We start from the raw sequence: 19,211 nt of genomic DNA on the forward strand, positions 1-19,211 counted from the left end.
GATCTTGTTTGTGCCGCCTGCGGCGACGGGCGCCCTGCGGGCGCGTCCTCAAGCGCCGGACGGGCTTGATTCGGCTGGGCTCGCTCAGCCAAACCAGCCCGTCCGGCGCTTGAGGACACAGCACAGCAGCCCGTCCGGCGCTTGAGGACACCGCCGCGTAGCGGTGGTGCGGGGCGGCACGGGGCCGCAGCGCCCGTTCACCCGACGCGCCGGACACGGCCTAGGACGGCCAGTACGTCGTCCGCCAAGCGCGAGCGCCCGGGCGGGGGGTGCGCCGTGCCCCGACCAGGCGGGCCGGGGCGGCCCACTCCGGCCGGGCCTCGCCCTCCGGCGCGGCGGCGGCGCGGGCCGCCGCGCGGGCCTGGACCACCGCCAGTGCGGCGGCCAGCTCCTCCGGGGTGGGGTTACCCCGTACGACCTTGATCACGAGCGGTTCCCTTCCTCGGCCGGTGGTTGCGACTGCTTACAGCGGGATGTTGCCGTGCTTCTTCGGCGGCAGCGTCTCGCGCTTGTCACGCAGCGTCCGCAGACCGCGCACGATGTGGCGGCGGGTCTCGGACGGCATGATCACCGCGTCGACGTAACCGCGCTCGGCGGCCGCGTACGGGTTGAGCAGCGCGTCCTCGTAGTCCGCGATCAGCTTGGCGCGCAGCGCCTCCCGCTCCACCTCCGGCGCCGCGGCGATCGTGCGGCGGTGCAGGATGTTGACCGCGCCCTGGGCGCCCATGACGGCGATCTGCGCGGTGGGCCAGGCGAGGTTCAGGTCCGCGCCCAGGTGCTTGGAGCCCATGACGTCGTACGCGCCGCCGAACGCCTTGCGGGTGATGACGGTGATCAGCGGAACCGTGGCCTCGGCGTAGGCGTAGATCAGCTTGGCGCCGCGCCGGATGATGCCGTTGTACTCCTGGTCGGTGCCCGGCAGGAAGCCGGGGACGTCCACGAAGGTCAGCACCGGGACGTTGAAGGCGTCGCAGGTGCGCACGAAGCGCGCGGCCTTCTCGCTCGCGTTGATGTCGAGGCAGCCGGCGAACTGCATCGGCTGGTTGGCGACGATGCCGACGGGGTGGCCCTCGACCCGGCCGAAGCCGGTGATGATGTTCGGCGCGAAGAGCGCCTGCGTCTCCAGGAACTCGCCGTCGTCCAGCACGTGCTCGATCGCCGTGTGCATGTCGTACGGCTGGTTCGCCGAGTCCGGGATGAGCGCGTCCAGCTCGCGGTCGGTCTCCGAGGTCTCCAGGTCGGCCTCCTCGGGGTAGGCCGGGGGCTCGGAGAGGTTGTTGGAGGGGAGGTAGGACAGCAGCGCCTTGACGTAGTCGATGGCGTCCTTCTCGTCACCCGCCATGTGGTGCGCCACGCCCGAGGTGGTGTTGTGGGTACGGGCGCCGCCCAGCTCCTCGAAGCCGACGTCCTCGCCGGTGACCGTCTTGATGACGTCGGGGCCGGTGATGAACATGTGCGAGGTCTGGTCGACCATCACGGTGAAGTCGGTGATCGCGGGGGAGTACACCGCGCCGCCCGCGCAGGGGCCGACGATCAGGGAAATCTGCGGGATGACACCCGAACCGTGGACGTTTCGACGGAAAATCTCGGCAAACAGTCCGAGGGCCACCACGCCCTCCTGGATCCGGGCGCCGCCACCGTCGTTGATGCCGACGATCGGACAGCCGGTCTTCAGGGCGAAGTCCATCACCTTGACGATCTTCTCGCCGTAGACCTCGCCGAGCGAACCGCCGAAAATGGTGAAGTCCTGCGAGTACACACAGACCGTGCGGCCGTCGACCGTGCCGTAGCCGGTGACGACGCCGTCGCCGTACGGCCGGTTCTTCTCGATGCCGAAGTTGGTCGACCGGTGCCGGGCGAACTCGTCCAGCTCGACGAACGAGCCCTCGTCCAGCAGCAGCTCGATGCGCTCGCGTGCCGTCAACTTGCCCTTGGCGTGCTGCTTTTCCACTGCCCGCGCGGAGCCGGCGTGAGTCGCCTCATCGATCCGGCGCTGAAGATCCGCGAGCTTCCCGGCGGTGGTGTGGATGTCGATACCGTCGATTCCACTGGTGTCTGGCTCGGACATCGGGATGCGGCTCCTGCTCGTCCTGAGGGGGCGGGGGTCACTGGCTACCGACTGGCTACCGGTTCGTAGCGTATCGGCGCGGGTGCGCTGCGGAAGTGCGTCGTTGGCCACACCGGTTCGCTGTGGTTTCCCTCCTATGGTGGCTGTTATGACGCCCTCCGACGCTTCCGGCAACCCCTGGTCCGACCTCGACCGCCCCCCGCTCAACACCACGTCCCTGCGGCGCGGCCTGCTGCGCCCCGACGGACTGTGGACGTCCGTGGACGTGGTCGCGACCACCGGGTCCACCAACTCGGACCTCGTCGCCTCCGGCGGCACCGAGGGCGCGGTGCTCGTCGCCGAGGAGCAGACCGCCGGGCGCGGTCGCCTCGACCGCACCTGGTCGGCGCCGCCGCGCTCCGGGCTGTTCTTCTCCTTCCTGCTCACCCCCGGCCCGGACGTACCGGCCGAGCGGTGGGGCTGGCTGCCGCTGCTCACCGGCGTCGCGACGGCGACGGCGCTGGCCCGCGCGGCGGGCGTCGACGCGGCCCTGAAGTGGCCCAACGACCTGCTGGTCCAGGTCGAGGGCGCCGAGCGCAAGGCGGGCGGCATCCTCGCGGAGCGGACCGGCGACAGCGTCGTCATCGGCATCGGTCTCAACGTCTCGCTGCGCGCCGACGAACTGCCGGTGCCCACGGCGGGTTCCCTGGCGCTCGCCGGGGCGAAGGTGCTGGACCGCGACCCGCTGCTGCGGGCCGTGCTGCGGTCGGTCGAGGAGTGGTACGGCGAGTGGCGGCGCGCCGGGGGCGACCCGGGGGCGTGCCGGCTGCAGGAGGCGTACGCGGCCGGCTGCGCGACGCTCGGCCGGACCGTACGGGCCGAACTGCCCGGCGGACGCGAGCTGCTCGGGGAGGCGGTGGCCGTGGACGGCGACGGCCGGCTGGTGCTCGCGACGAGGGACGGTGTGCAGGAACCGGTCGGCGCGGGCGACATCGTCCATCTGCGCCCGGCGCGGCCGGAGGAGTGAACCACGCGCCGCGAGTGGGCCCGAGTGCTTCACCGGGGCGAGACGAAGAGGGGCCGGAACAGTGGGCGGGAAGAGTGAGCCGATACCGTCAAGAGAGTGAGCTACGGCACACCTGCCGTATCGTTGTGCCCAGAACCTAGGCGAGCAGCGATCGGCAGGGCAGTGCGCACGGATCGGACAGGGGGCGGGCGGTGACCGCCGACGATGGGGGCACCTCCCGTGCCGTCAGGGCTACGGGGGAGGACAACAGTGGTGCGCGCGGGGCTGCCGGGGAGACCGCGGGCGAATCTTCGCGGGCGGCCCGGGACACCTCGCACCGGGATGCCTTGGGCAGGGGAGTGGAGGGGGACTCGGCCGACGAGGGCGGGGACCCCATCGCGCTCCGGCTGGAAGCGCTGATCCTCGGTGCCGAGCGCCGCTACACCCCCTTCCAGGCCGCGCGGGCGGCCGGCGTGTCCATGGATCTGGCCTCCCGCTTCTGGCGCGCCATGGGCTTCGCCGACATCGGCCAGGCCAAGGCCCTGACCGAGGCGGACGTGCTCGCGCTGCGCCGACTGGCGGGCCTGGTCGAGGCGGGCCTGCTGAGCGAGCCCATGGCCGTCCAGGTCGCCCGCTCCACCGGGCAGACCACGGCACGGCTCGCCGACTGGCAGATCGACTCCTTCCTGGAGGGGTTGACGGAGCCGCAGGAACCGGGCATGAGCCGCACGGAGATCACGTATCCGCTGGTCGAGCTGTTGCTGCCGGAGCTGGAGGAGTTCCTCATCTACGTCTGGCGGCGTCAGCTGGCCGCCGCCACCGGCCGCGTCGTCCAGGCCCAGGACGACGCGGAGATGGTCGACCGGCGGCTCGCGGTCGGCTTCGCGGACCTGGTGGGCTTCACCCGCCTGACGCGCCGTCTGGAGGAGGAGGAGCTGGGCGAGCTGGTCGAGGCCTTCGAGACGACCGCCGCCGACCTGGTCGCGGCGCACGGCGGCCGACTGATCAAGACCCTCGGCGACGAGGTGCTCTACGCGGCGGACGACGCCGGCACCGCCGCCGAGATCGGGCTGCGCCTGATCGAGACCCTGACTCACGACGACACGATGCCCGAGCTGCGGGTCGGCATCGCCTTGGGGACGGTCACGACCCGGATGGGCGACGTCTTCGGCACGACGGTGAACCTGGCTTCCCGGCTGACATCAATAGCTCCGAAGGACGCGGTGCTGGTGGACGGCGCCTTCGCGGAGGAGCTCGCGCGCAACGGCGACGCCCCGAAGTCGGAGGCGGAGGCCGCGGCGTCGGCGTCCCCGGAGGAGATCGAGAAGTACCGCTTCGCCCTCCAGCCGATGTGGCAGCGCCCGGTACGAGGCCTGGGCGTGGTCGAACCCTGGCTGCTGACGCGCAGGGGCAACTGAGTCCGGCCTGCCCGATCAAGCCCGCCCGCACATCAGGCCTGCCCGGCGCTTGAGGGCGTCTTTGACGGTTCGATGACGAGGGCGGGCCGCGAAATCCAGCACGGAGGGCCGTACAACCCGGCCCGTCCGGCGCTTGAAGGCATCTTTGACCGGTCCGATGACCACGGAGGGCCGAAAAACAAGCCCGTCCGGCGATTGAGGACACCCCCCACCGATGCGATGATCCAACGCGACAGGTTCACGGTCGTTAACCCCCGCGGAGGTCATCACATGAGTGAACAACGCTTCGGTGAATGGGTAGCCGTCAAAAGGCACGGCCACGTCGCCGAGCTCGCCCTGGACCGGCCCAAGGCCATGAACGCCGTCTCCACGGAGATGGGCCGCCGGATCGCGGAGGCCACCGCCGCCCTCGCCGCCGACCCGGGCGTCCGGGTCGTCGTCCTCACCTCCACCCACGAACGGGCCTTCTGCGTCGGCGCGGACCTCAAGGAGCGCAATTCCTTCACCGACGCCGACCTGGGGCGCCAGCGTCCGCACGCCCGGGCTGCCTACACCGGCGTCCTGGAGCTGCCTGTTCCGGCCATCGCGGCCGTGCACGGCTTCGCCCTCGGAGGCGGTTTCGAGCTGGCGCTGTCCTGCGATGTGATCGTCGCGGACCGCACGGCCGTGGTGGGCCTGCCCGAGGTGTCCGTGGGCGTGATCCCCGGCGGCGGCGGGACGCAGTTGCTGCCGCGCCGGGTGGGTGCCGCCCGCGCCGCCGAGTTGATCTTCTCCGCGCGGCGCGTGCCGGCCGAGGAGGCGCGGGACTTGGGCCTGGTGGACCAGCTCGTCCCCGAGGGCGAGGACCGCACGGAGGCGCTGGCGCTCGCGCACCGGATGGCCGCCAACTCGCCCGTGGGGCTGCGGGCCGCGAAGCGGGCGCTGCGGCTCGGGCACGGGCTGGACCTGCGGGCGGGGCTGGAGGTCGAGGACGCCGCGTGGCGGTCCGTGGCCTTCTCCGGTGACCGCGCGGAGGGCGTGGCCGCGTTCAATGAGAAGCGGACGCCGAGCTGGCCGGGCCAGTAGTAAGCCCGTAGCCCCGCTCATCAGCGTCAATGCCGGAGAAATCCGATGGCTGCGCAGCTAAGCGGAATGGGCAGAACGGGTCCACAATTCTTACGCTGGAGTGCGAAGGCTGCACGCGGCGACGGATTGTGAGGCTCGGGTGGCAGGTGACGGGGAGTGCGACGGCCGGCTGCGCGCCGTGGTGGAACTGGCGCAGGCGATGGCGGCGGCGCGCACCCCGCTGGAAACCGTCGACGCCGCGGCCGAGGGCGCGCGACGTGCCCTGGAGGGCACGTTCGCGGCCGTCTCGGCGTGGGAGCGGGCCCGCGGGCGGCTGCGGGTGCTGGTGAACGCCGGTGAGCGGGCCGAGGGCGAGGAACGGTTCCCGGTCGACGAGTCCTATCCCGTGCACGACTTCCCGGAGATCGCGGAGTTCCTGCACGACGAGTGGGTGGGCGGCGGGGAGCCGCACGCCTGGGTGGAGACCGCCGAGGCCTCGGGGGAGGAGACCGTCGGCGGCTTCGACGCGTACGGCCCCGGACGGGCGCACGGCCTGCGGCGGCGGGGGCGCGGCAGCTGTGTCGTCGCCCCGATCGTGCTGCACGGGCGGGCATGGGGCGAGCTGTATGTGGCGCGCCCGCCGGGCGCGCCCGCGTTCGACCGTGCGGACGCCGACTTCGCGACCGTCCTGGCCGCCGTGGCGGCGGCGGGGATAGCGCAGACCGAGCGGCTGGAGGAGGTCCGCAAGCTCGCCTTCACCGATCCCCTGACCGGTCTGGCCAACCGCCGTGCGGTCGATGCGCGGCTCGACGAGGCCGTGGAGCGGCACCTGGCGGACGGTGTGGTCGTCAGCCTGGTGGTGTGTGATCTGAACGGGCTGAAACGCGTCAACGACACGCTGGGCCATGCGGTGGGCGACCGGCTGCTGGAACGGTTCGGCTCGGTGCTGTCGCTGTGCGGGGCGAAGCTGCCGGGGGCGCTGGCGGCTCGGCTCGGCGGTGACGAGTTCTGCCTGCTGACGGTGGGCCACCCGGCGGACGATGTCGTGCGGGTGGCCGAGGAACTGTGCCGTCGGGCGGCGGAGTTGGAGTTCGGTGAGGGGGTGGCCTGCGGGATCGCCTCGACGGGTGACCCGATCGGGGACGTGCGCTCCGCCCGCCGTCTCTTCCGCCTCGCGGACGCGGCCCAGTACCGCGCGAAGGCGGCACGCGAGCTGAAGCCGGTCGTCGCGGGCCGTGAGGGCGGCCCCGAGGACCCGGTCGTCCGTCTCGCCGACCGCCCGCCCGCGGCCCCGCAGGCCGAACGCCGCCGTTTCCGCGGCCGCAGGCCGTGACCCTGTGGGAGTGCGGTGCCCTTCGCGGGGGCGCGCTGGGGTGTCCTCAATCGCCGGACGGGCTGAAATGCAGCCCGTCCGGGGGCACCTCCCAGCGGTAGCTGGGGAGATTGAGGACGCGCCCGCAGGGCGCTCGCCGCCGCAGGCGGCACAGCGGGCCCGCGGCCGAAATGATCCCGGCCCCCTTCCGCGTTGTTACAGACGAACGCACAGGCCGGAAGGCCATTGGCCGAGACCTAGTGACAGTAAGCGATTCAGTCTCTAGGGTGCCTGAATATGGATATGCACACTGTGGTGGTGGGGACGGCCGGGACGACCGCGGAGGACGTGATCGCCGTGGCGCGCGACGGCGCCCGGGTCGTCGTAGCGGACGAGGCGATCGCGGCCGTCGCCGCGGCGCGGCAGATCATTGACGATCTGGCCGCCAAGCCCGATCCCGTCTACGGCGTCTCCACCGGCTTCGGTGCCCTCGCCGTCCGTCACATCAGCCCTGACCTGCGCGCCCAGCTCCAGCGCAACATCGTGCGTTCGCACGCCGCCGGCATGGGCCCGCGCGTGGAGCGCGAGGTCGTCCGGGCACTGATGTTCCTGCGGCTGAAGACCCTGGCCTCCGGCCATACGGGCGTCCGCCCCCTCGTCGCCCGGACCATGGCCGCGATCCTCAACGCCGGCATCACCCCCGTCGTCCACGAATACGGCTCCCTCGGCTGTTCCGGTGACCTCGCGCCGCTCTCCCACTGCGCGCTCACCCTCATGGGTGAGGGTGACGCCGAGGGCCCCGACGGCGTGCTGCGCCCGGCCGCCGAGCTGCTCGCCGCGCACGGCATCGAGCCGGTCGAGCTGCGGGAGAAGGAGGGCCTCGCGCTCCTCAACGGCACCGACGGCATGCTCGGCATGCTGGTCATGGCCTGCGCGGACCTCGCCCGCCTGGTCACCTCCGCCGACATCACCGCCGCGCTCTCGCTGGAGGCGCTGCTCGGTTCCGAGAAGGTCCTCGCCCCCGAGCTGCACGCCATTCGTCCGCACCCCGGCCAGGGCTCCAGCGCGGACAACATGCTCCGCGTGCTGGCCGGTTCGGGGCTGACCGGGCACCACCAGGACGACGCGCCGCGCGTCCAGGACGCGTATTCGATCCGTTGCGCCCCGCAGGTCGCGGGCGCGGGCCGGGACACCCTGGCGCACGCCCGGCTGGTGGCCGACCGCGAGCTGGCCGCCGCCGTCGACAACCCCGTCGTGCTGCCCGACGGCCGCGTGGAGTCCAACGGCAACTTCCACGGCGCCCCCGTCGCGTACGTCCTGGACTTCCTCGCCATCGCCGCCGCCGACCTCGGCTCCATCGCCGAGCGCCGCACGGACCGGCTGCTGGACAAGAACCGCTCGCACGGCCTGCCGCCGTTCCTGGCGGGCGACCCGGGCGTCGACTCGGGCCTGATGATCGCCCAGTACACGCAGGCCGCCCTGGTCAGCGAGATGAAGCGGCTGGCCGTCCCTGCCTCCGTGGACTCGATCCCCTCCTCCGCGATGCAGGAGGACCACGTCTCCATGGGCTGGTCGGCGGCGCGCAAGCTGCGTACCGCCGTTGACGCCCTGTCCAAGATCGTCGCCGTCGAGCTGGTCGCCGCGACCCGCGCGATCGAGCTGCGCGAGGGCCTGGAGCCCGCGCCCGCCACGCGTGCGGTGCTGCGCGCCGTCCGCGCGGCGGGGGTCGAGGGCCCGGGAGAGGACCGTTTCCTCGCGCCCGACCTGGCGGCGGCCGACGCGTTCGTCCGCGCGGGGAAGCTCGTGGAGGCGGCGGAGACGGTGACGGGCCCGCTGGCGTAGCACGGCCCTATACCAGGCTCCGACCTGCGGCTTTACCTTTGATTGACCCGGCCCTGTCGGGGTGGTGGGGCCCCCGGCCCCCGCCCGGCAGGGCCTTTCGGCCCTTTCGCCCGGAGACGTTCCGCGGTCGAATGGAGAGGTCGAACGAAGCTACCGATCCGCCTGGCGCGACCTGCGCATGGCGGCGGTGACCAGGGCGCCACCCGCGCCGACGAAGGCGATGCCGCCGACGACGTACGGGGTGGTGTCGAAGCCGCCCGTATGTGCGAGGGCGAGCTGCTCGCTACCGGCGACGGAGCCGGACGCGGGTGATCCGGTGGACTGCTGCCGGGGCGCCGAAGCGGCGCGGTCCTGTGAGGCCGCGGAAGCGTGGTCGGCACGTTCTGCCGTCGCGTTGGCGGTCGGTACGAACCACACCGCACACAGCAGCGAACCGGCGGCGACGGCGGTCAGCAGCGGTCGGCGTGCGGTCACGGGATGATCCCCCTTGAAGTGACGAAGAGTTGGGGGTCGTGGATCTTGTGTGAATCCCGACTGACCCGATGTTAGTGATACAGATGGATCCGGGGGAAGTCGTGGCCCCCACCGACCTGTCCGCGTGGACACCGTCCGGATCGGCCTCACCGGTTTCCCCGTTGGGCGCCGGAGGGTTTTTACTGGCGTGGTTCCGCGTGGTCTTGCCCACACTTTCCCGAGGTGTGGAACGGACGAAACGGTGCAGGCGTTCCTTAAGCAGTAGCCGGGATACGTGTTGCCCCACGATTCGGCTCGGGATTTCGGGGTCCAGGAGCAATGGAGAAGCGTGTGATGACGTACGGCAAGCGCCGCAAGAGCCTGGTGGCCGCGGCCGCCGTGCTCGGCGGTGTACTGACTCTCGCCGCGTGCGGCGGAGGCGACGACGACGCCAAGAGCGGCGGCTCCGGCAAGTCGCAGAACCAGGTCGACGCCGCTGCCGCCAAGGACGCGTCCAAGGCGCAGATCAAGATCACGCCGAAGGGCGGGACCACCAACGCCGGCATCACCGGCGATGCGACCCAGGTCACCGTCAGTGACGGCGAGCTCACGAGCGTCAAGATGACGACCGAAAAGGGCACCCCGGTCGAAGGTTCAATATCGCCGGACAAGAAGTCCTGGAAGCCCGCGAAGCAGCTCGAGCGGTCGACCAAGTACAAGGTCGTCGCGGAGGCCAAGGACTCCGAGGGCCGCAAGGCGACGGAGCACTCCTCCTTCTCCACCGTCTCGCCGACGAACAGCTTCATCGGCTCCTTCACGCCGGAGGACGGCTCGACCGTCGGCGCCGGCATGCCCGTGTCGATCAACTTCGACAAGCCGATCAAGGACCGCAAGGCCGTCCAGTCGGCCATCTCGGTCAACTCCAGCAGCGGCCAGAAGGTCGTCGGTCACTGGTTCGGTGACCAGCGGATCGACTTCCGCCCGCAGGAGTACTGGAAGGCCAACTCCGACGTCACCCTGAAGCTGGACCTCGACGGGGTGGAGGGCGCGCCGGGCATCAAGGGCGTGCAGAAGAAGACGGTCAAGTTCAAGATCGGTCACGCCCAGGTCTCCACGGTCGACGTCAAGACCCACCAGATGACGGTGGTCCGCGACGGCAAGGTCATCAAGACCATCCCGATCTCCGCGGGCAGCCCCGAGAACCCGACGTACAACGGCAAGATGGTGATCTCCGAGAAGTTCAAGGAGACCCGGATGGACGGCTCGACCGTCGGCTTCACCAAGGGCGACGGCAAGGGCGAGTACGACATCAAGGACGTGCCGCACGCGATGCGCCTGTCCACGTCGGGCACGTTCATCCACGGCAACTACTGGGGCAGCGGCATCTTCGGCTCGGCGAACACCAGCCACGGCTGCGTCGGTCTCGCGGACAAGCAGGGCGCCGACGACCCGTCGACGTCGGGCGCGTGGTTCTTCGAGAACTCGCAGTTGGGTGACATCGTCGAGGTCAAGAACTCGAACGACAAGACGATCGCTCCGGACAACGGCCTCAACGGCTGGAACATGGACTGGAACGCGTGGGTCGCGGGCAGCGCGACGGGCGCGTGATCCTGAGCCTGTAGCACAGAAGGGGCCCTTCCGGCGGAACATCGCCGGGAGGGCCTTTTCGTGCGCTACGGTGCGGGTAATCGGGCGGCTTCGTACGGTAACGAAGCGGCCCCCGGCGCCGGCTGCAACCGGCGAGGGGGGCCTACACCCGCAAGGAGACAAGGTCCTTAAGGATGCTCAGGCATGTTATCGCCCCTGTGCGCTTCTTCTCCCAGGTGCCGAACGAAATCATCCGCCACCCACGGCTGTCGGCGAATGCCGTTCGGCTGCTGATGTGGCAGTTGTCGCTGCCGCAGGGCATGGATCAGCCGTTGTGGGAGACGGCGGAACGGGCGAGGATCGGGAAGAGGTCCTTCACCCTGGCGAAGCGTCAACTGGTCGCCGAAGGCTATGTGTTCGAGTGGAAGTCGCAGGACGAAGGCGGCCAGTGGTCGACGACGCAGATGGTGTCGAACGTATGCCTGACGGCGGAGGAGGCGGCGGCCGTGAGGGACGGCCTTCCCGTCGTCGCTCCACCGACGGACGCCTTCCCGGTCGCCGGTGAGCCGAAGGGTCGGTCCGTCGGTCGTTCCCAGGACAACACGGGGGCGAAGACTGACCACCCTCCCACCCGGCTCGCTTCCGAAGTCGCTGCGCGAGCGGTTGAAGTGACGCCGGGCCAGGTCCCGGCTCCGCTGGTGGAACGCGGCGCCCAGGCCCTCGCGGCCCTCTCCCACACGGATCGCCGCCTGCGGCTGACAGGCAGCGACGTCCGGGCGCTCGCCCCGCTGGCGGGGGAGTGGCTCCTGCGCGGCGCGACGCTGCGGGACCTCCGCGACGACCTGACGTCGGGCCTGCCGAAGCCGGTGCACTCGGCGGCGGGACTGCTGCGTGACCGCTTGCTGCGCAAGATGCCGGAGGCGCCGTCGTTCGCGGAGCAGAAGCCTTTGGCCTGCGCGGCACCGAGGGCGGCGGACATGCGGGAGTGCCAGGGGGACCACACGCAACCGCGCCTGTTCACACCGGTGGCGGGGGAGCGCCTGTGCCCGGCATGCCGCCAGGACCGCGCGGAGGCGGCGCAGGACGTCTCGGGGGCGATCCAGGCGACGCGCCGGGGCGCGGCCACGGTAAGGGCGGTCCTGCGGGGTGGGGTGGCGGGGTGAGGGCTTGTCGGGTGGGATGACGGGGTCGAGAAGCCAACGGGGCCGTTCGTCCGGCTCCTGCAAAGCCGATGGATACAGACCTGGACCGCTGGTCGGCAGACACTGGCCCCACTGCCGGGCCACACTGGTGACCAGCCGCCCAGAGGAGGTGAAAGGAAGCGTGAGCGTTGCCGCCGCTGACCACAGCGGGCCGTGGACCCTTAGCGATGTCCTGGCCCTGCCCGAAGATCCGCACCACCGCATCGAGCTGGTCGGAGGCGCGCTGGTGATGAGCCCCAGCCCCGGTGTGCCGCACCAGCGCGCGAGCCACCGCTTGGCCGCCCTCCTCGACGCTGCTGCGGAAGCCGCTGCCGCCCCGGTGGAGGTCCTGGAAGCGGTCAACGTCGTCGTGCCTGATGGGCTGCTCATCCCGGACATCGCCGTGGTGGATGCCGAGGCTGCGGCGTCGGCCGGCCTGACAGTCGATTCGCATGACGTCCTCGTCGTTATCGAGATCGCCTCCCCGTCGACCCGGGTCGCCGACCGCAAGCTGAAGCCCGCCCTGTACGCCGCTGCGGGCATCCCCCACTACTGGCGCCTCGAACTCGCTCCCACGCCTCGGCTCTACCTTGGCCGCTTGGAGCGCGGCACGTACACCGACCGCCTCGTCCAAGCGGGCGAGACCACCCGCGTCGAGCAACCCTTCCCGCTGGACTTCGACCCGGACCGGCTCGTACGGCGCTGACCGCGCCCTTGTCACGCCTCACGGGCCGAAGGCCGGGGAGAGGCCGCTATGGCCCTGGCCCGGTCGTACACCTCCCTGGCGCGGGCGTTCTTCACATAGGGGCGGAGGGCGGCCATCATCGCGCGGAACCGGTCGTCACACCGCCCTGACTGCACGTGCGGAAAGTCGTTGAGAACCCGATGCCAGTCCGTGCATGCCTCGTCCAGGCGGCCGAGCTCCAGCTTCCTCTCGGCCAGCAAGCCGAGGTGTCGTACGCGCCCGCGCCGGTAGATCGAGTAGCGGGTGCGGTCCGACTCCTCCAGCGCTTCGATCGCCGCCTCCTTGTCGCCGAGCGCATAGCGGACTTGAGCCACGTGGTAGGCCAGCGATGACGGGTCGTACGAGCCGAACGCCTTCGCCTTGGACTCGGCCTTCTCCATCGCGATCTCGGCTTCCCGGATCTTCGCCAGCGCGGTGGCGCGGTGACCGGTCTGGGCGGCGGCGTGCGCCTGCTGTCCGGAGAGGAAGGCCGTCATGCGGGGCCCCGCCTCAGGGGACGCGGCGGACGCGGAGTCGGCGAGACGGAGCGAGAGAGGGCCATGGCCGAGATCGACGGCCTGGACGCTCATCCCGCGCAGGGTCGTGCAGTAGGTGAGGTGGTCCTGTGCGGCTCCGGCCAACTCCAGTGCTTTGACGTAGTACCGCTGGGCAAGGCCGTCCGCCCGCTCGTCCATCGCCATGTAGCCGGTGAGATAGAGGTGGTCGGCCGCTGCCGAGAGCATGGCCTTGCGCACGTCTTCCGACGCCTCGGCCTGGAGATAGGGCGCGATCGTGTTGACCAGGAACGCGGCGGCCATGGGACGGGCGCGGCGGCCGCCGAACATGTCGTCGATCTCGCTGATGCGTTCCGTCATCGCCGCCACGGCTTCCACTTCGCCGTATCCGATACGGGTACGAGGATTGCGCCTCATCGTCTCGAAGCGGCCGACGACATCCTGATACTGCGGGATGGTCAGAGCGACTGAGAACAGCCCTGCGGCCCCGAGCACGGCTCGTCGCGAGGGGTCCATGTCGGCGCCGCCCAGCTCGATGAGACCGGTCACGCCGTCTTCCGGGGCGGGACGCGACTCACCGCCTTCGCCCAAGCCCGCCTCGGCCGGCGTGACGGGTCGGTTCAACCGGCGGGCGAAGGCTTCGAGGATCGCCGGGTGGGCGCGACGTCGGGGCTTCGTCCCTGTAAGCCAGTGGCACACCGAGGAGTCGTCGTAACGCAGGGCAAGGCCCATCTCTGTGCCCACGCGATTGACCTGGCGAGCGAGCTCGCCGTTCGTCCAGCGAGCCTCGGTGATCAGCGAGGCAAGGCCGGGGTTCGGGGTGCGATCGGCATGCATGGGACGGGCCTCCCCTGAAATTCAAGGATTTCAACTCCCCACCCTGGCACGGACGTACCGGTCTCTACAGCCCGCCGGTTAACTCGATGTCACCGAAGGCCGGTGAGTCGCTTGAACAGGTTTGTGGCCTGCACTTTCCAGGCTGCTCTCTTCCGTGCTGCCGACTTGATCAGAAGTTGACGCTGATCGTTCGGCCCCTGCCGCCCGGGCTGAGGGCGGTCGGATCAAGCGTGGGCCGAACGGCCCTGATCAGTTGGAGGAACTCCCGCCCATGAACCCCCAGAGCCCTCAGCAAGAGCCCGCACTCCACACGATGATGACCGGCGACAACGCCCCCCTCGACCTCGTCACCATCCGCGCCACCGTCCGCCGTGCCCTCCAGGAACGGACGGCGCTCCCCCGCGCCGAGGAGGTGCACGAGATCACCCGGGCCCTGCGTACCCACCTCTGGCTCATGCTCCCGGCCGCGCAGGCCATCGCGGACGGTCTCGTCCGTGGCACGGGGCCGTGGCATCGATGGCGGGCGTTGATCGACCGGGTGCGGGTGGATCTCGATCACGACGGGGGGCCGGGGCTGTGCTCGGCGGTCGTGCACATGCAGGACCTCGGGCGGACGTGCAGGTTCCTGGCCGACTGCCTGGACGAGTAGGAAGGCTCGGTCCCGGCTGGGCCGGCCGCTCCCGGTATTTCCCAGCGATGGCGTCCACGGTGCGGCGGTGGTCGGCCCGCCGCCCCCCCCCCCCGGGGCGGATCACCCACGGAGCGGCGAGGGGGCGCAAGCCAGGATGGCAGCCAGTACGCCGGGGAAACGCGCTTCCAGATCATCGCGGCGCAGGGTCATGTAGCGCGCCTTGCCCTCTGAGCGAGTCCACGTCAGGCCCGCCTCCCGCAGGATGCGCCAGTGGTTGGACAGCGTGGAGCGTGGGACGTCGAGGTGCTCCGGACTGCACGACACCTCGCCGTCGGAGGCCATCAGGCGCACCAGTTCCAGGCGGACCGGATCACTGAGGGCGTGCAGCACGGCGACCAGATCCAGGTCTGCCCTCTCCGGTTGGGTCAGTGATCGCATCCCGCACTCTCCGTCGGCCACCAGGCTTGGCATCGTCGCCGACCCAGCCTACGATCATTTCTATATTTCGGGATTATCGAAATGATCAAGGGGTCCCCTGATGGCAGTACTCACTACCTACGCCCGCGTGTACGTCGATGACCTGGACGTCGCTCTCCCGACCTTCGAGGCTCTGACCGGCGCCGAGCCGGGGCTCCGTTTCGCGTACGAGGGCGTCGAGCTGGCGTCCGTGGGCGCCTGCCTGCTGGTCGCGGGCACGCCGGAGGCGCTGGCTCCGTTCCGCGCCGTGCAGGCCACCGTCGTCGTCGACGACCTCGAGGAAGTCTTCGCTGTCGTCGCGCGCGAGGGCGGCCGGACGCTCGACGGCCCCAACGAAGTGCCCACCGGACGGAATGTGACGGTGCTCCACCCTGGTGGAGCGGTGGTCGAGTACGTCCAATTCGACGCGGCGAAGGTCAAAGCGCAATCGGTGCGGTGAACGGCCGCGAGGTCTACGAGCCGTTGCCCAGGCCGGAGGGCCGGGGGCGGCCGGCGGCTGTGTCCGCGCCGCGGCCTGGCGGCCCTGCCTCGCCCACATGGACAACGCGAACGCCCCGAAGGAGATCACCGCCCCGAGCAGCGCCAATCGCCTGCCCAGCCGGACCCGCCCCCGTTGTCGCTCCCCGAGTGGCTTGCGCATGGAGTCAGGCCAGTGCTGCGACCGTCCTTCTGGTGGTGAGTGCGCAGTGCCGGGAGCAATGCGGATTCAGGCGCTCTCGGCCCTCGGACCCGTCGCATACGCCAAGCGCACCTTGCTCGGACCGATCGACGCATTCGGCGCCTGGGCCTTCGAGCACGGCGATGAGGTCATGGCCGCCCAGGATCGAAACGGCGGGTGACATCGCCGGGCGCCGGCGCAGGGCGAGGCCGTGTCGGCGGGCCCGTGCAAGGCCGAGGTCTGCCAGGTGAATTGACCCCGTTGACTCCGGGACGTCCGGAACCTCCCGTTGATCGGAAAACCCGACGACAGCGCAGGCCACAGCCCGTACCGTGCGGAGGATGACTGACCTGCTGCGGCTGACCGCGAGCCCGACCGAGGCCGAGATCGACGCGTGGCACGCCGTCGTCACCGACGCGCACGCACATGACCTGCCCGCCACAGTGCCGGCGCCCGACCGGGTCGAGACGGCGGGCACGTTGCGCGTGCCGGCCGCGCACAGCCGGTACGTGCGGCTGGCCGTGCCCATGCCGGACGGCGACGGATACGCCGGGGTCGCCGCGCTGCGGCTGTTCGACGACGAGGAGAACCGGACGACGGCCTGGATCGACAGGCTCGTCGTACGGCCGGATCAGCGGCGGCGCGGGATCGGGGCGAGATTGTGGCGGGAGTTGCGGGAGGTGCTCATCGAGGAGAAACGCACCTCCGTGAGCCTGGACATCGAAATCGGGGGAGAGGGCGAACAGTTCGCGGTCGCGCACGGCTGCACCTGCGCGCTGCCGCTCATGATGTACGTGCAGCGCATCACTGAGGAGACCGTCGAGCCACCGCGGCTCCCCGACGGCTATCGCTTCGTGCACTGGACCGGTGTCGTGCCCGTCGAGCACGCCGAACCGTTCGCGGTCGCGCACGGGGCCATGGCCGACAGTCCCATGGGCGACGTGGACGAGAAGCCGTTCCACTGGGACGCCGACCGCATCCGCGCCGCGCAGAGCAGCATCGTCGAGCGCGGCGGGGTGATGCTCACGGTCGTGGCCGTAGCCCCCGACGGGACACACGCGGGCTATTCGGAGCTGGTGCAGCGGGCCCCCGGTGACGTACGGGCCGTGCAGTACGACACCGCCGTGGCCCCCGCCCACCGGGGGCTCGGGCTCGGGCGGGCGGTCAAGCTGCGGATGCTGGAGCTGCTGGCCGAGGAGGGTCTGCCCGTGCGGGAGATCGCCACCACCGTCGCCGACGACAACGGTCCGATGCGGGCCGTGAACAAGCTGCTCGGCTACCGCCCCGAGCGGTCGATCGGCATCTACCAGGTGCGACTGCCGTCCCCGTAGGCGGTACGGGAAAATGGGGTGTACAGCCCGTACGCCCCGAGAGAAGAGAGTCCCGTGGCCAAGCGCGACAAGCGGCAGCGGCAGCATGAGCTGCCGGAGGAGGCCCGGCTGCGGGAGGCCGTCGAGGAGGCCCTGCGCGGTCTGCGCGCCCAGGCACCGGACGACCTCGACGACGCGCTGTACGCCGCCGCCTCCGCGCTGAGCGCCGCCCCCGCCGGCTGGGAGGCCGTGAGCCGGTCCGTGCTGCGGGTCGCCGGGACGACCCTGCGGCGTGCCTGGGAGTACGGCTGGCAGCCCGCCGACGTCCTGCGGCTCGTGCGGCGGGAGCTGACCGCCGCCGAGGTGCGGTTCGCGGTGGACGCCATCGCCGCCGAGGCACGGCGGTACGCGCCGGACACGCTCGGCGCGCGCTGGGCCGCGCAGCTGGCGGACGCGGACGCCCGCGTGTGGTGGGAGACCGACGACGCCTTCCTGGAGGGGTTCGCGGGGCGCGAGCGGCTGAGCCGGTTCGAGACGACGGCGTGCGCGCTCGGGACGCTGCGGCTGATCGGTACGCTGCCGAAGATCGGAGCGGCCGGTCCGTTGCCGGGCACCGCGCACGCGACGGGCGCCGCGCACGCGACGGGCGCCGCGCACGCGACGGGCACCGGGCGCGCGGAAGCCCGTACCGGCGCCATCGCGCCCCGGATGCTCGCCCGCATCCGGGCCCTGCTGGCCAAGGCGGAGTCGACGGAGTTCGCCGAGGAGGCCGAGGCGCTGTCGGCGAAGGCCCAGGAGCTCATGGCCCGGCACTCCATCGACGAGGCGCTGGTCGCCGCCCACTCCACGGAACCGGTGGACGGCCCGACGGCCTGCCGGATCGGCATCGAGGGCCCCTACGAGTCCGCGAAGGCGCTGCTCCTGGACGCGGTCGCCGCCGCCAACCACTGCCGGGCGGTCTGGACGAGCGACTACGACTTCTCCACGGTCGTCGGCTTCGAGGCCGACCTGGAGCTGGTGGAGCTGATGTACACGTCGCTGCTGGTGCAGGCCACGACCGCCATGCGCCGGGCCGGCGACGCCCACCACGCCCGCTCGCGCCGCACCCGCGACTTCCGTCAGTCCTTCCTCATCGCCTACGCGGCCCGCATCCGCGACCGGCTGTCGGACGCGGCGCGCGACGTCGCGGCGGAGGCCGAGCGGGAGGACCGGGAGGTGCTGCCGGTGCTGGCGGCGCGCGAGGTGGCGGTCGGCGAGACCGCCGAGCGGCTCTTCCCGACGACGACGGCGCACCGCCTCAAGGGACGCGACGCGGAGGGATGGGCGCGCGGCGAGGAGGCGGCGGACGCGGCGGTGTTGCGTCGGCGTTAGGGCGTGTCCGGCGGTGCGAAATACGCCCCCGGCGGCACGCCCACGCCCCGGCGGAACGCTGCCACGAACGCGCTCGGTGAGCCGTAGCCGACGCGATGGGCCACCGAGGAGACCGTGCAGCCCGCCGCCAGCAGGGGCATCGCGGCCTGGAGACGCAGCTGCGTGCGCCACTGCCCGTACGTCATGCCCGTGCCGGACACGAAGGCCCGCGCCAGCGTCCGGGCGCTCGCGCCGACCAGCGCGCCCCACTGCGTGAGCGTCCGGTCGTCGGCAGGGTTCGCGCGCAGGGCCTCCGCCACGCGGCGGGCCCGGGAGTCGGCGGGCAGCGGCGCCCGCACGGTGGTGACCGACACCGGGTGGAGGAGATCGAGGACGACGTTCTCGGCGCGGTGCCGCGCGTCCGCGTCGAGCGTGTCCTGCCCTTGGGCGAGGTGCCCGATCAGCTCGCGCAGCAGCCCGGAGACGGGCACCACCTGGGGTTCGCGCCAGGTCAGCGGGCAGCGGTCCGGCCAGAAGTACAGGCTGCGCATCAGGGCGGGGCTCGTCGCTCCCGTGGAATGGCGGACGCCGGCCGGGATCCACAGGGCGAGGGTGGACGGCAGGACCCAGGTGCGGCCGGTGGCCCGTACGGCCAGGACGCCGTGGGGCGCCCACGCGAGCTGATGCGCGCCGTGCGCGTGGCGGCCGAACCACTCGCCGGTCCGTAACGCGAAGCTGCCGACGACGACCGCTCCGCCGGGGGCGGACACCAACTGTCCGCCCTGCGGTGCGTGCGGCTGTCCGTCTCGCGACATTGGT

The 19,211-nt window shown here is 71.4% G+C and carries 18 protein-coding genes and 1 pseudogene; 13 read left to right on the forward strand and 6 right to left on the reverse strand.

Annotated elements, in window-relative coordinates:
• Positions 1-220 precede the first annotated feature (220 nt).
• Positions 221-427, reverse strand: a complete 207-nt coding sequence (locus ACZ53N_RS02355) for an acyl-CoA carboxylase epsilon subunit (RefSeq protein WP_469139096.1) — start codon at positions 425-427, stop codon at positions 221-223.
• 36 nt (positions 428-463) lie between these two features.
• Complete coding sequence (locus ACZ53N_RS02360; protein ID WP_469139097.1) at positions 464-2,068, reverse strand: acyl-CoA carboxylase subunit beta; 1,605 nt, start codon at positions 2,066-2,068, stop codon at positions 464-466.
• A 148-nt stretch (positions 2,069-2,216) separates the two neighbouring features.
• Here ACZ53N_RS02360 and ACZ53N_RS02365 point away from each other — a divergent pair, with 148 nt between their 5' ends.
• From ACZ53N_RS02365 to hutH, 5 genes are all read left to right on the forward strand, one after another.
• Positions 2,217-3,074 (forward strand): biotin--[acetyl-CoA-carboxylase] ligase, encoded by an 858-nt coding sequence (locus ACZ53N_RS02365; RefSeq protein ID WP_469139098.1) that lies wholly within the window; start codon positions 2,217-2,219, stop codon positions 3,072-3,074.
• Between the two features lie 191 nt (positions 3,075-3,265).
• Entirely contained in the window at positions 3,266-4,471 is a 1,206-nt protein-coding gene (locus ACZ53N_RS02370) for an adenylate/guanylate cyclase domain-containing protein (protein WP_469139099.1), read from the forward strand.
• Positions 4,472-4,741: 270 nt separating this feature from the next.
• The gene (locus ACZ53N_RS02375; RefSeq protein ID WP_469139100.1) at positions 4,742-5,536 is read left to right on the forward strand and encodes an enoyl-CoA hydratase/isomerase family protein; all 795 of its coding nucleotides are present in this window, start codon (positions 4,742-4,744) and stop codon (positions 5,534-5,536) included.
• A 199-nt stretch (positions 5,537-5,735) separates the two neighbouring features.
• The gene (locus tag ACZ53N_RS02380; protein WP_469139371.1) at positions 5,736-6,848 is read left to right on the forward strand and encodes a GGDEF domain-containing protein; all 1,113 of its coding nucleotides are present in this window, start codon (positions 5,736-5,738) and stop codon (positions 6,846-6,848) included.
• Positions 6,849-7,130: 282 nt separating this feature from the next.
• On the forward strand, positions 7,131-8,669 hold the full coding sequence (gene hutH, locus ACZ53N_RS02385; protein WP_469139372.1) for a histidine ammonia-lyase: 1,539 nt from the start codon (positions 7,131-7,133) through the stop codon (positions 8,667-8,669).
• 150 nt (positions 8,670-8,819) lie between these two features.
• On the opposite strand, the gene ACZ53N_RS02390 is transcribed toward hutH, so the two are convergent.
• On the reverse strand, positions 8,820-9,143 hold the full coding sequence (locus ACZ53N_RS02390; protein WP_469139101.1) for a hypothetical protein: 324 nt from the start codon (positions 9,141-9,143) through the stop codon (positions 8,820-8,822).
• 318 nt (positions 9,144-9,461) lie between these two features.
• Here ACZ53N_RS02390 and ACZ53N_RS02395 point away from each other — a divergent pair, with 318 nt between their 5' ends.
• The 3 genes from ACZ53N_RS02395 to ACZ53N_RS02405 all read left to right on the forward strand — a co-directional run bounded on the left by ACZ53N_RS02395 (position 9,462) and on the right by ACZ53N_RS02405 (position 12,596).
• Positions 9,462-10,730 carry a L,D-transpeptidase gene (locus ACZ53N_RS02395; RefSeq protein ID WP_469139102.1) on the forward strand — a complete coding sequence of 423 codons (1,269 nt, stop codon included), beginning with the start codon at positions 9,462-9,464 and terminating at the stop codon, positions 10,728-10,730.
• 173 nt (positions 10,731-10,903) lie between these two features.
• Positions 10,904-11,872, forward strand: a complete 969-nt coding sequence (locus ACZ53N_RS02400) for a hypothetical protein (protein ID WP_469139103.1) — start codon at positions 10,904-10,906, stop codon at positions 11,870-11,872.
• Positions 11,873-12,032: 160 nt separating this feature from the next.
• Entirely contained in the window at positions 12,033-12,596 is a 564-nt protein-coding gene (locus tag ACZ53N_RS02405; protein ID WP_469139104.1) for a Uma2 family endonuclease, read from the forward strand.
• Positions 12,597-12,607: 11 nt separating this feature from the next.
• On the opposite strand, the gene ACZ53N_RS02410 is transcribed toward ACZ53N_RS02405, so the two are convergent.
• The gene (locus tag ACZ53N_RS02410; protein WP_469139105.1) at positions 12,608-13,966 is read right to left on the reverse strand and encodes a tetratricopeptide repeat protein; all 1,359 of its coding nucleotides are present in this window, start codon (positions 13,964-13,966) and stop codon (positions 12,608-12,610) included.
• 271 nt (positions 13,967-14,237) lie between these two features.
• Here ACZ53N_RS02410 and ACZ53N_RS02415 point away from each other — a divergent pair, with 271 nt between their 5' ends.
• Positions 14,238-14,615 (forward strand): DUF6415 family natural product biosynthesis protein, encoded by a 378-nt coding sequence (locus ACZ53N_RS02415; protein WP_469139106.1) that lies wholly within the window; start codon positions 14,238-14,240, stop codon positions 14,613-14,615.
• A gap of 102 nt (positions 14,616-14,717) precedes the next feature.
• Here ACZ53N_RS02415 and ACZ53N_RS02420 read toward each other — a convergent pair whose 3' ends face one another.
• The gene (locus ACZ53N_RS02420) at positions 14,718-15,035 is read right to left on the reverse strand and encodes an ArsR/SmtB family transcription factor (protein WP_469139107.1); all 318 of its coding nucleotides are present in this window, start codon (positions 15,033-15,035) and stop codon (positions 14,718-14,720) included.
• 100 nt (positions 15,036-15,135) lie between these two features.
• Here ACZ53N_RS02420 and ACZ53N_RS02425 point away from each other — a divergent pair, with 100 nt between their 5' ends.
• The 4 genes and pseudogenes from ACZ53N_RS02425 (at position 15,136) to ACZ53N_RS02440 (ending at position 18,413) form a co-directional block, all read left to right on the forward strand.
• On the forward strand, positions 15,136-15,513 hold the full coding sequence (locus ACZ53N_RS02425; protein WP_469139108.1) for a VOC family protein: 378 nt from the start codon (positions 15,136-15,138) through the stop codon (positions 15,511-15,513).
• A gap of 307 nt (positions 15,514-15,820) precedes the next feature.
• Positions 15,821-15,913, forward strand: a pseudogene (locus tag ACZ53N_RS02430) (winged helix-turn-helix transcriptional regulator); the annotation flags it as partial.
• Positions 15,914-16,073: 160 nt separating this feature from the next.
• Positions 16,074-17,063 carry a GNAT family N-acetyltransferase gene (locus ACZ53N_RS02435; RefSeq protein ID WP_469139109.1) on the forward strand — a complete coding sequence of 330 codons (990 nt, stop codon included), beginning with the start codon at positions 16,074-16,076 and terminating at the stop codon, positions 17,061-17,063.
• A 54-nt stretch (positions 17,064-17,117) separates the two neighbouring features.
• Positions 17,118-18,413 (forward strand): DUF2786 domain-containing protein, encoded by a 1,296-nt coding sequence (locus tag ACZ53N_RS02440; RefSeq protein ID WP_469139110.1) that lies wholly within the window; start codon positions 17,118-17,120, stop codon positions 18,411-18,413.
• Here the strand turns inward: ACZ53N_RS02440 and ACZ53N_RS02445 are convergent.
• The gene (locus ACZ53N_RS02445) at positions 18,410-19,207 is read right to left on the reverse strand and encodes an AraC family transcriptional regulator (protein WP_469139111.1); all 798 of its coding nucleotides are present in this window, start codon (positions 19,205-19,207) and stop codon (positions 18,410-18,412) included. The genes ACZ53N_RS02440 and ACZ53N_RS02445 overlap by 4 nt on opposite strands.
• Positions 19,208-19,211: the final 4 nt, after the last annotated feature.

It is taken from the genome of Streptomyces sp. NPDC033229 (assembly GCF_055576875.1).

Bases quoted from the DNA above. Each gene is read 5' to 3' on its own strand.
- ACZ53N_RS02380 (WP_469139371.1), top strand. From the start codon at position 5,736: ATGGCGGCGGCGCGCACCCCGCTGGAAACCGTCGACGCCGCGGCCGAG.
- ACZ53N_RS02400 (WP_469139103.1), top strand. From the start codon at position 10,904: ATGCTCAGGCATGTTATCGCCCCTGTGCGCTTCTTCTCCCAGGTGCCG.
- ACZ53N_RS02445 (WP_469139111.1), bottom strand. From the start codon at position 19,207: ATGTCGCGAGACGGACAGCCGCACGCACCGCAGGGCGGACAGTTGGTG.
- ACZ53N_RS02425 (WP_469139108.1), top strand. From the start codon at position 15,136: ATGGCAGTACTCACTACCTACGCCCGCGTGTACGTCGATGACCTGGAC.
- hutH (WP_469139372.1), top strand. From the start codon at position 7,131: ATGCACACTGTGGTGGTGGGGACGGCCGGGACGACCGCGGAGGACGTG.
- ACZ53N_RS02410 (WP_469139105.1), bottom strand. From the start codon at position 13,966: ATGCATGCCGATCGCACCCCGAACCCCGGCCTTGCCTCGCTGATCACC.
- ACZ53N_RS02435 (WP_469139109.1), top strand. From the start codon at position 16,074: ATGACTGACCTGCTGCGGCTGACCGCGAGCCCGACCGAGGCCGAGATC.
- ACZ53N_RS02375 (WP_469139100.1), top strand. From the start codon at position 4,742: ATGAGTGAACAACGCTTCGGTGAATGGGTAGCCGTCAAAAGGCACGGC.
- ACZ53N_RS02365 (WP_469139098.1), top strand. From the start codon at position 2,217: ATGACGCCCTCCGACGCTTCCGGCAACCCCTGGTCCGACCTCGACCGC.
- ACZ53N_RS02415 (WP_469139106.1), top strand. From the start codon at position 14,238: ATGAACCCCCAGAGCCCTCAGCAAGAGCCCGCACTCCACACGATGATG.
- ACZ53N_RS02420 (WP_469139107.1), bottom strand. From the start codon at position 15,035: ATGCGATCACTGACCCAACCGGAGAGGGCAGACCTGGATCTGGTCGCC.
- ACZ53N_RS02360 (WP_469139097.1), bottom strand. From the start codon at position 2,068: ATGTCCGAGCCAGACACCAGTGGAATCGACGGTATCGACATCCACACC.
- ACZ53N_RS02395 (WP_469139102.1), top strand. From the start codon at position 9,462: ATGGAGAAGCGTGTGATGACGTACGGCAAGCGCCGCAAGAGCCTGGTG.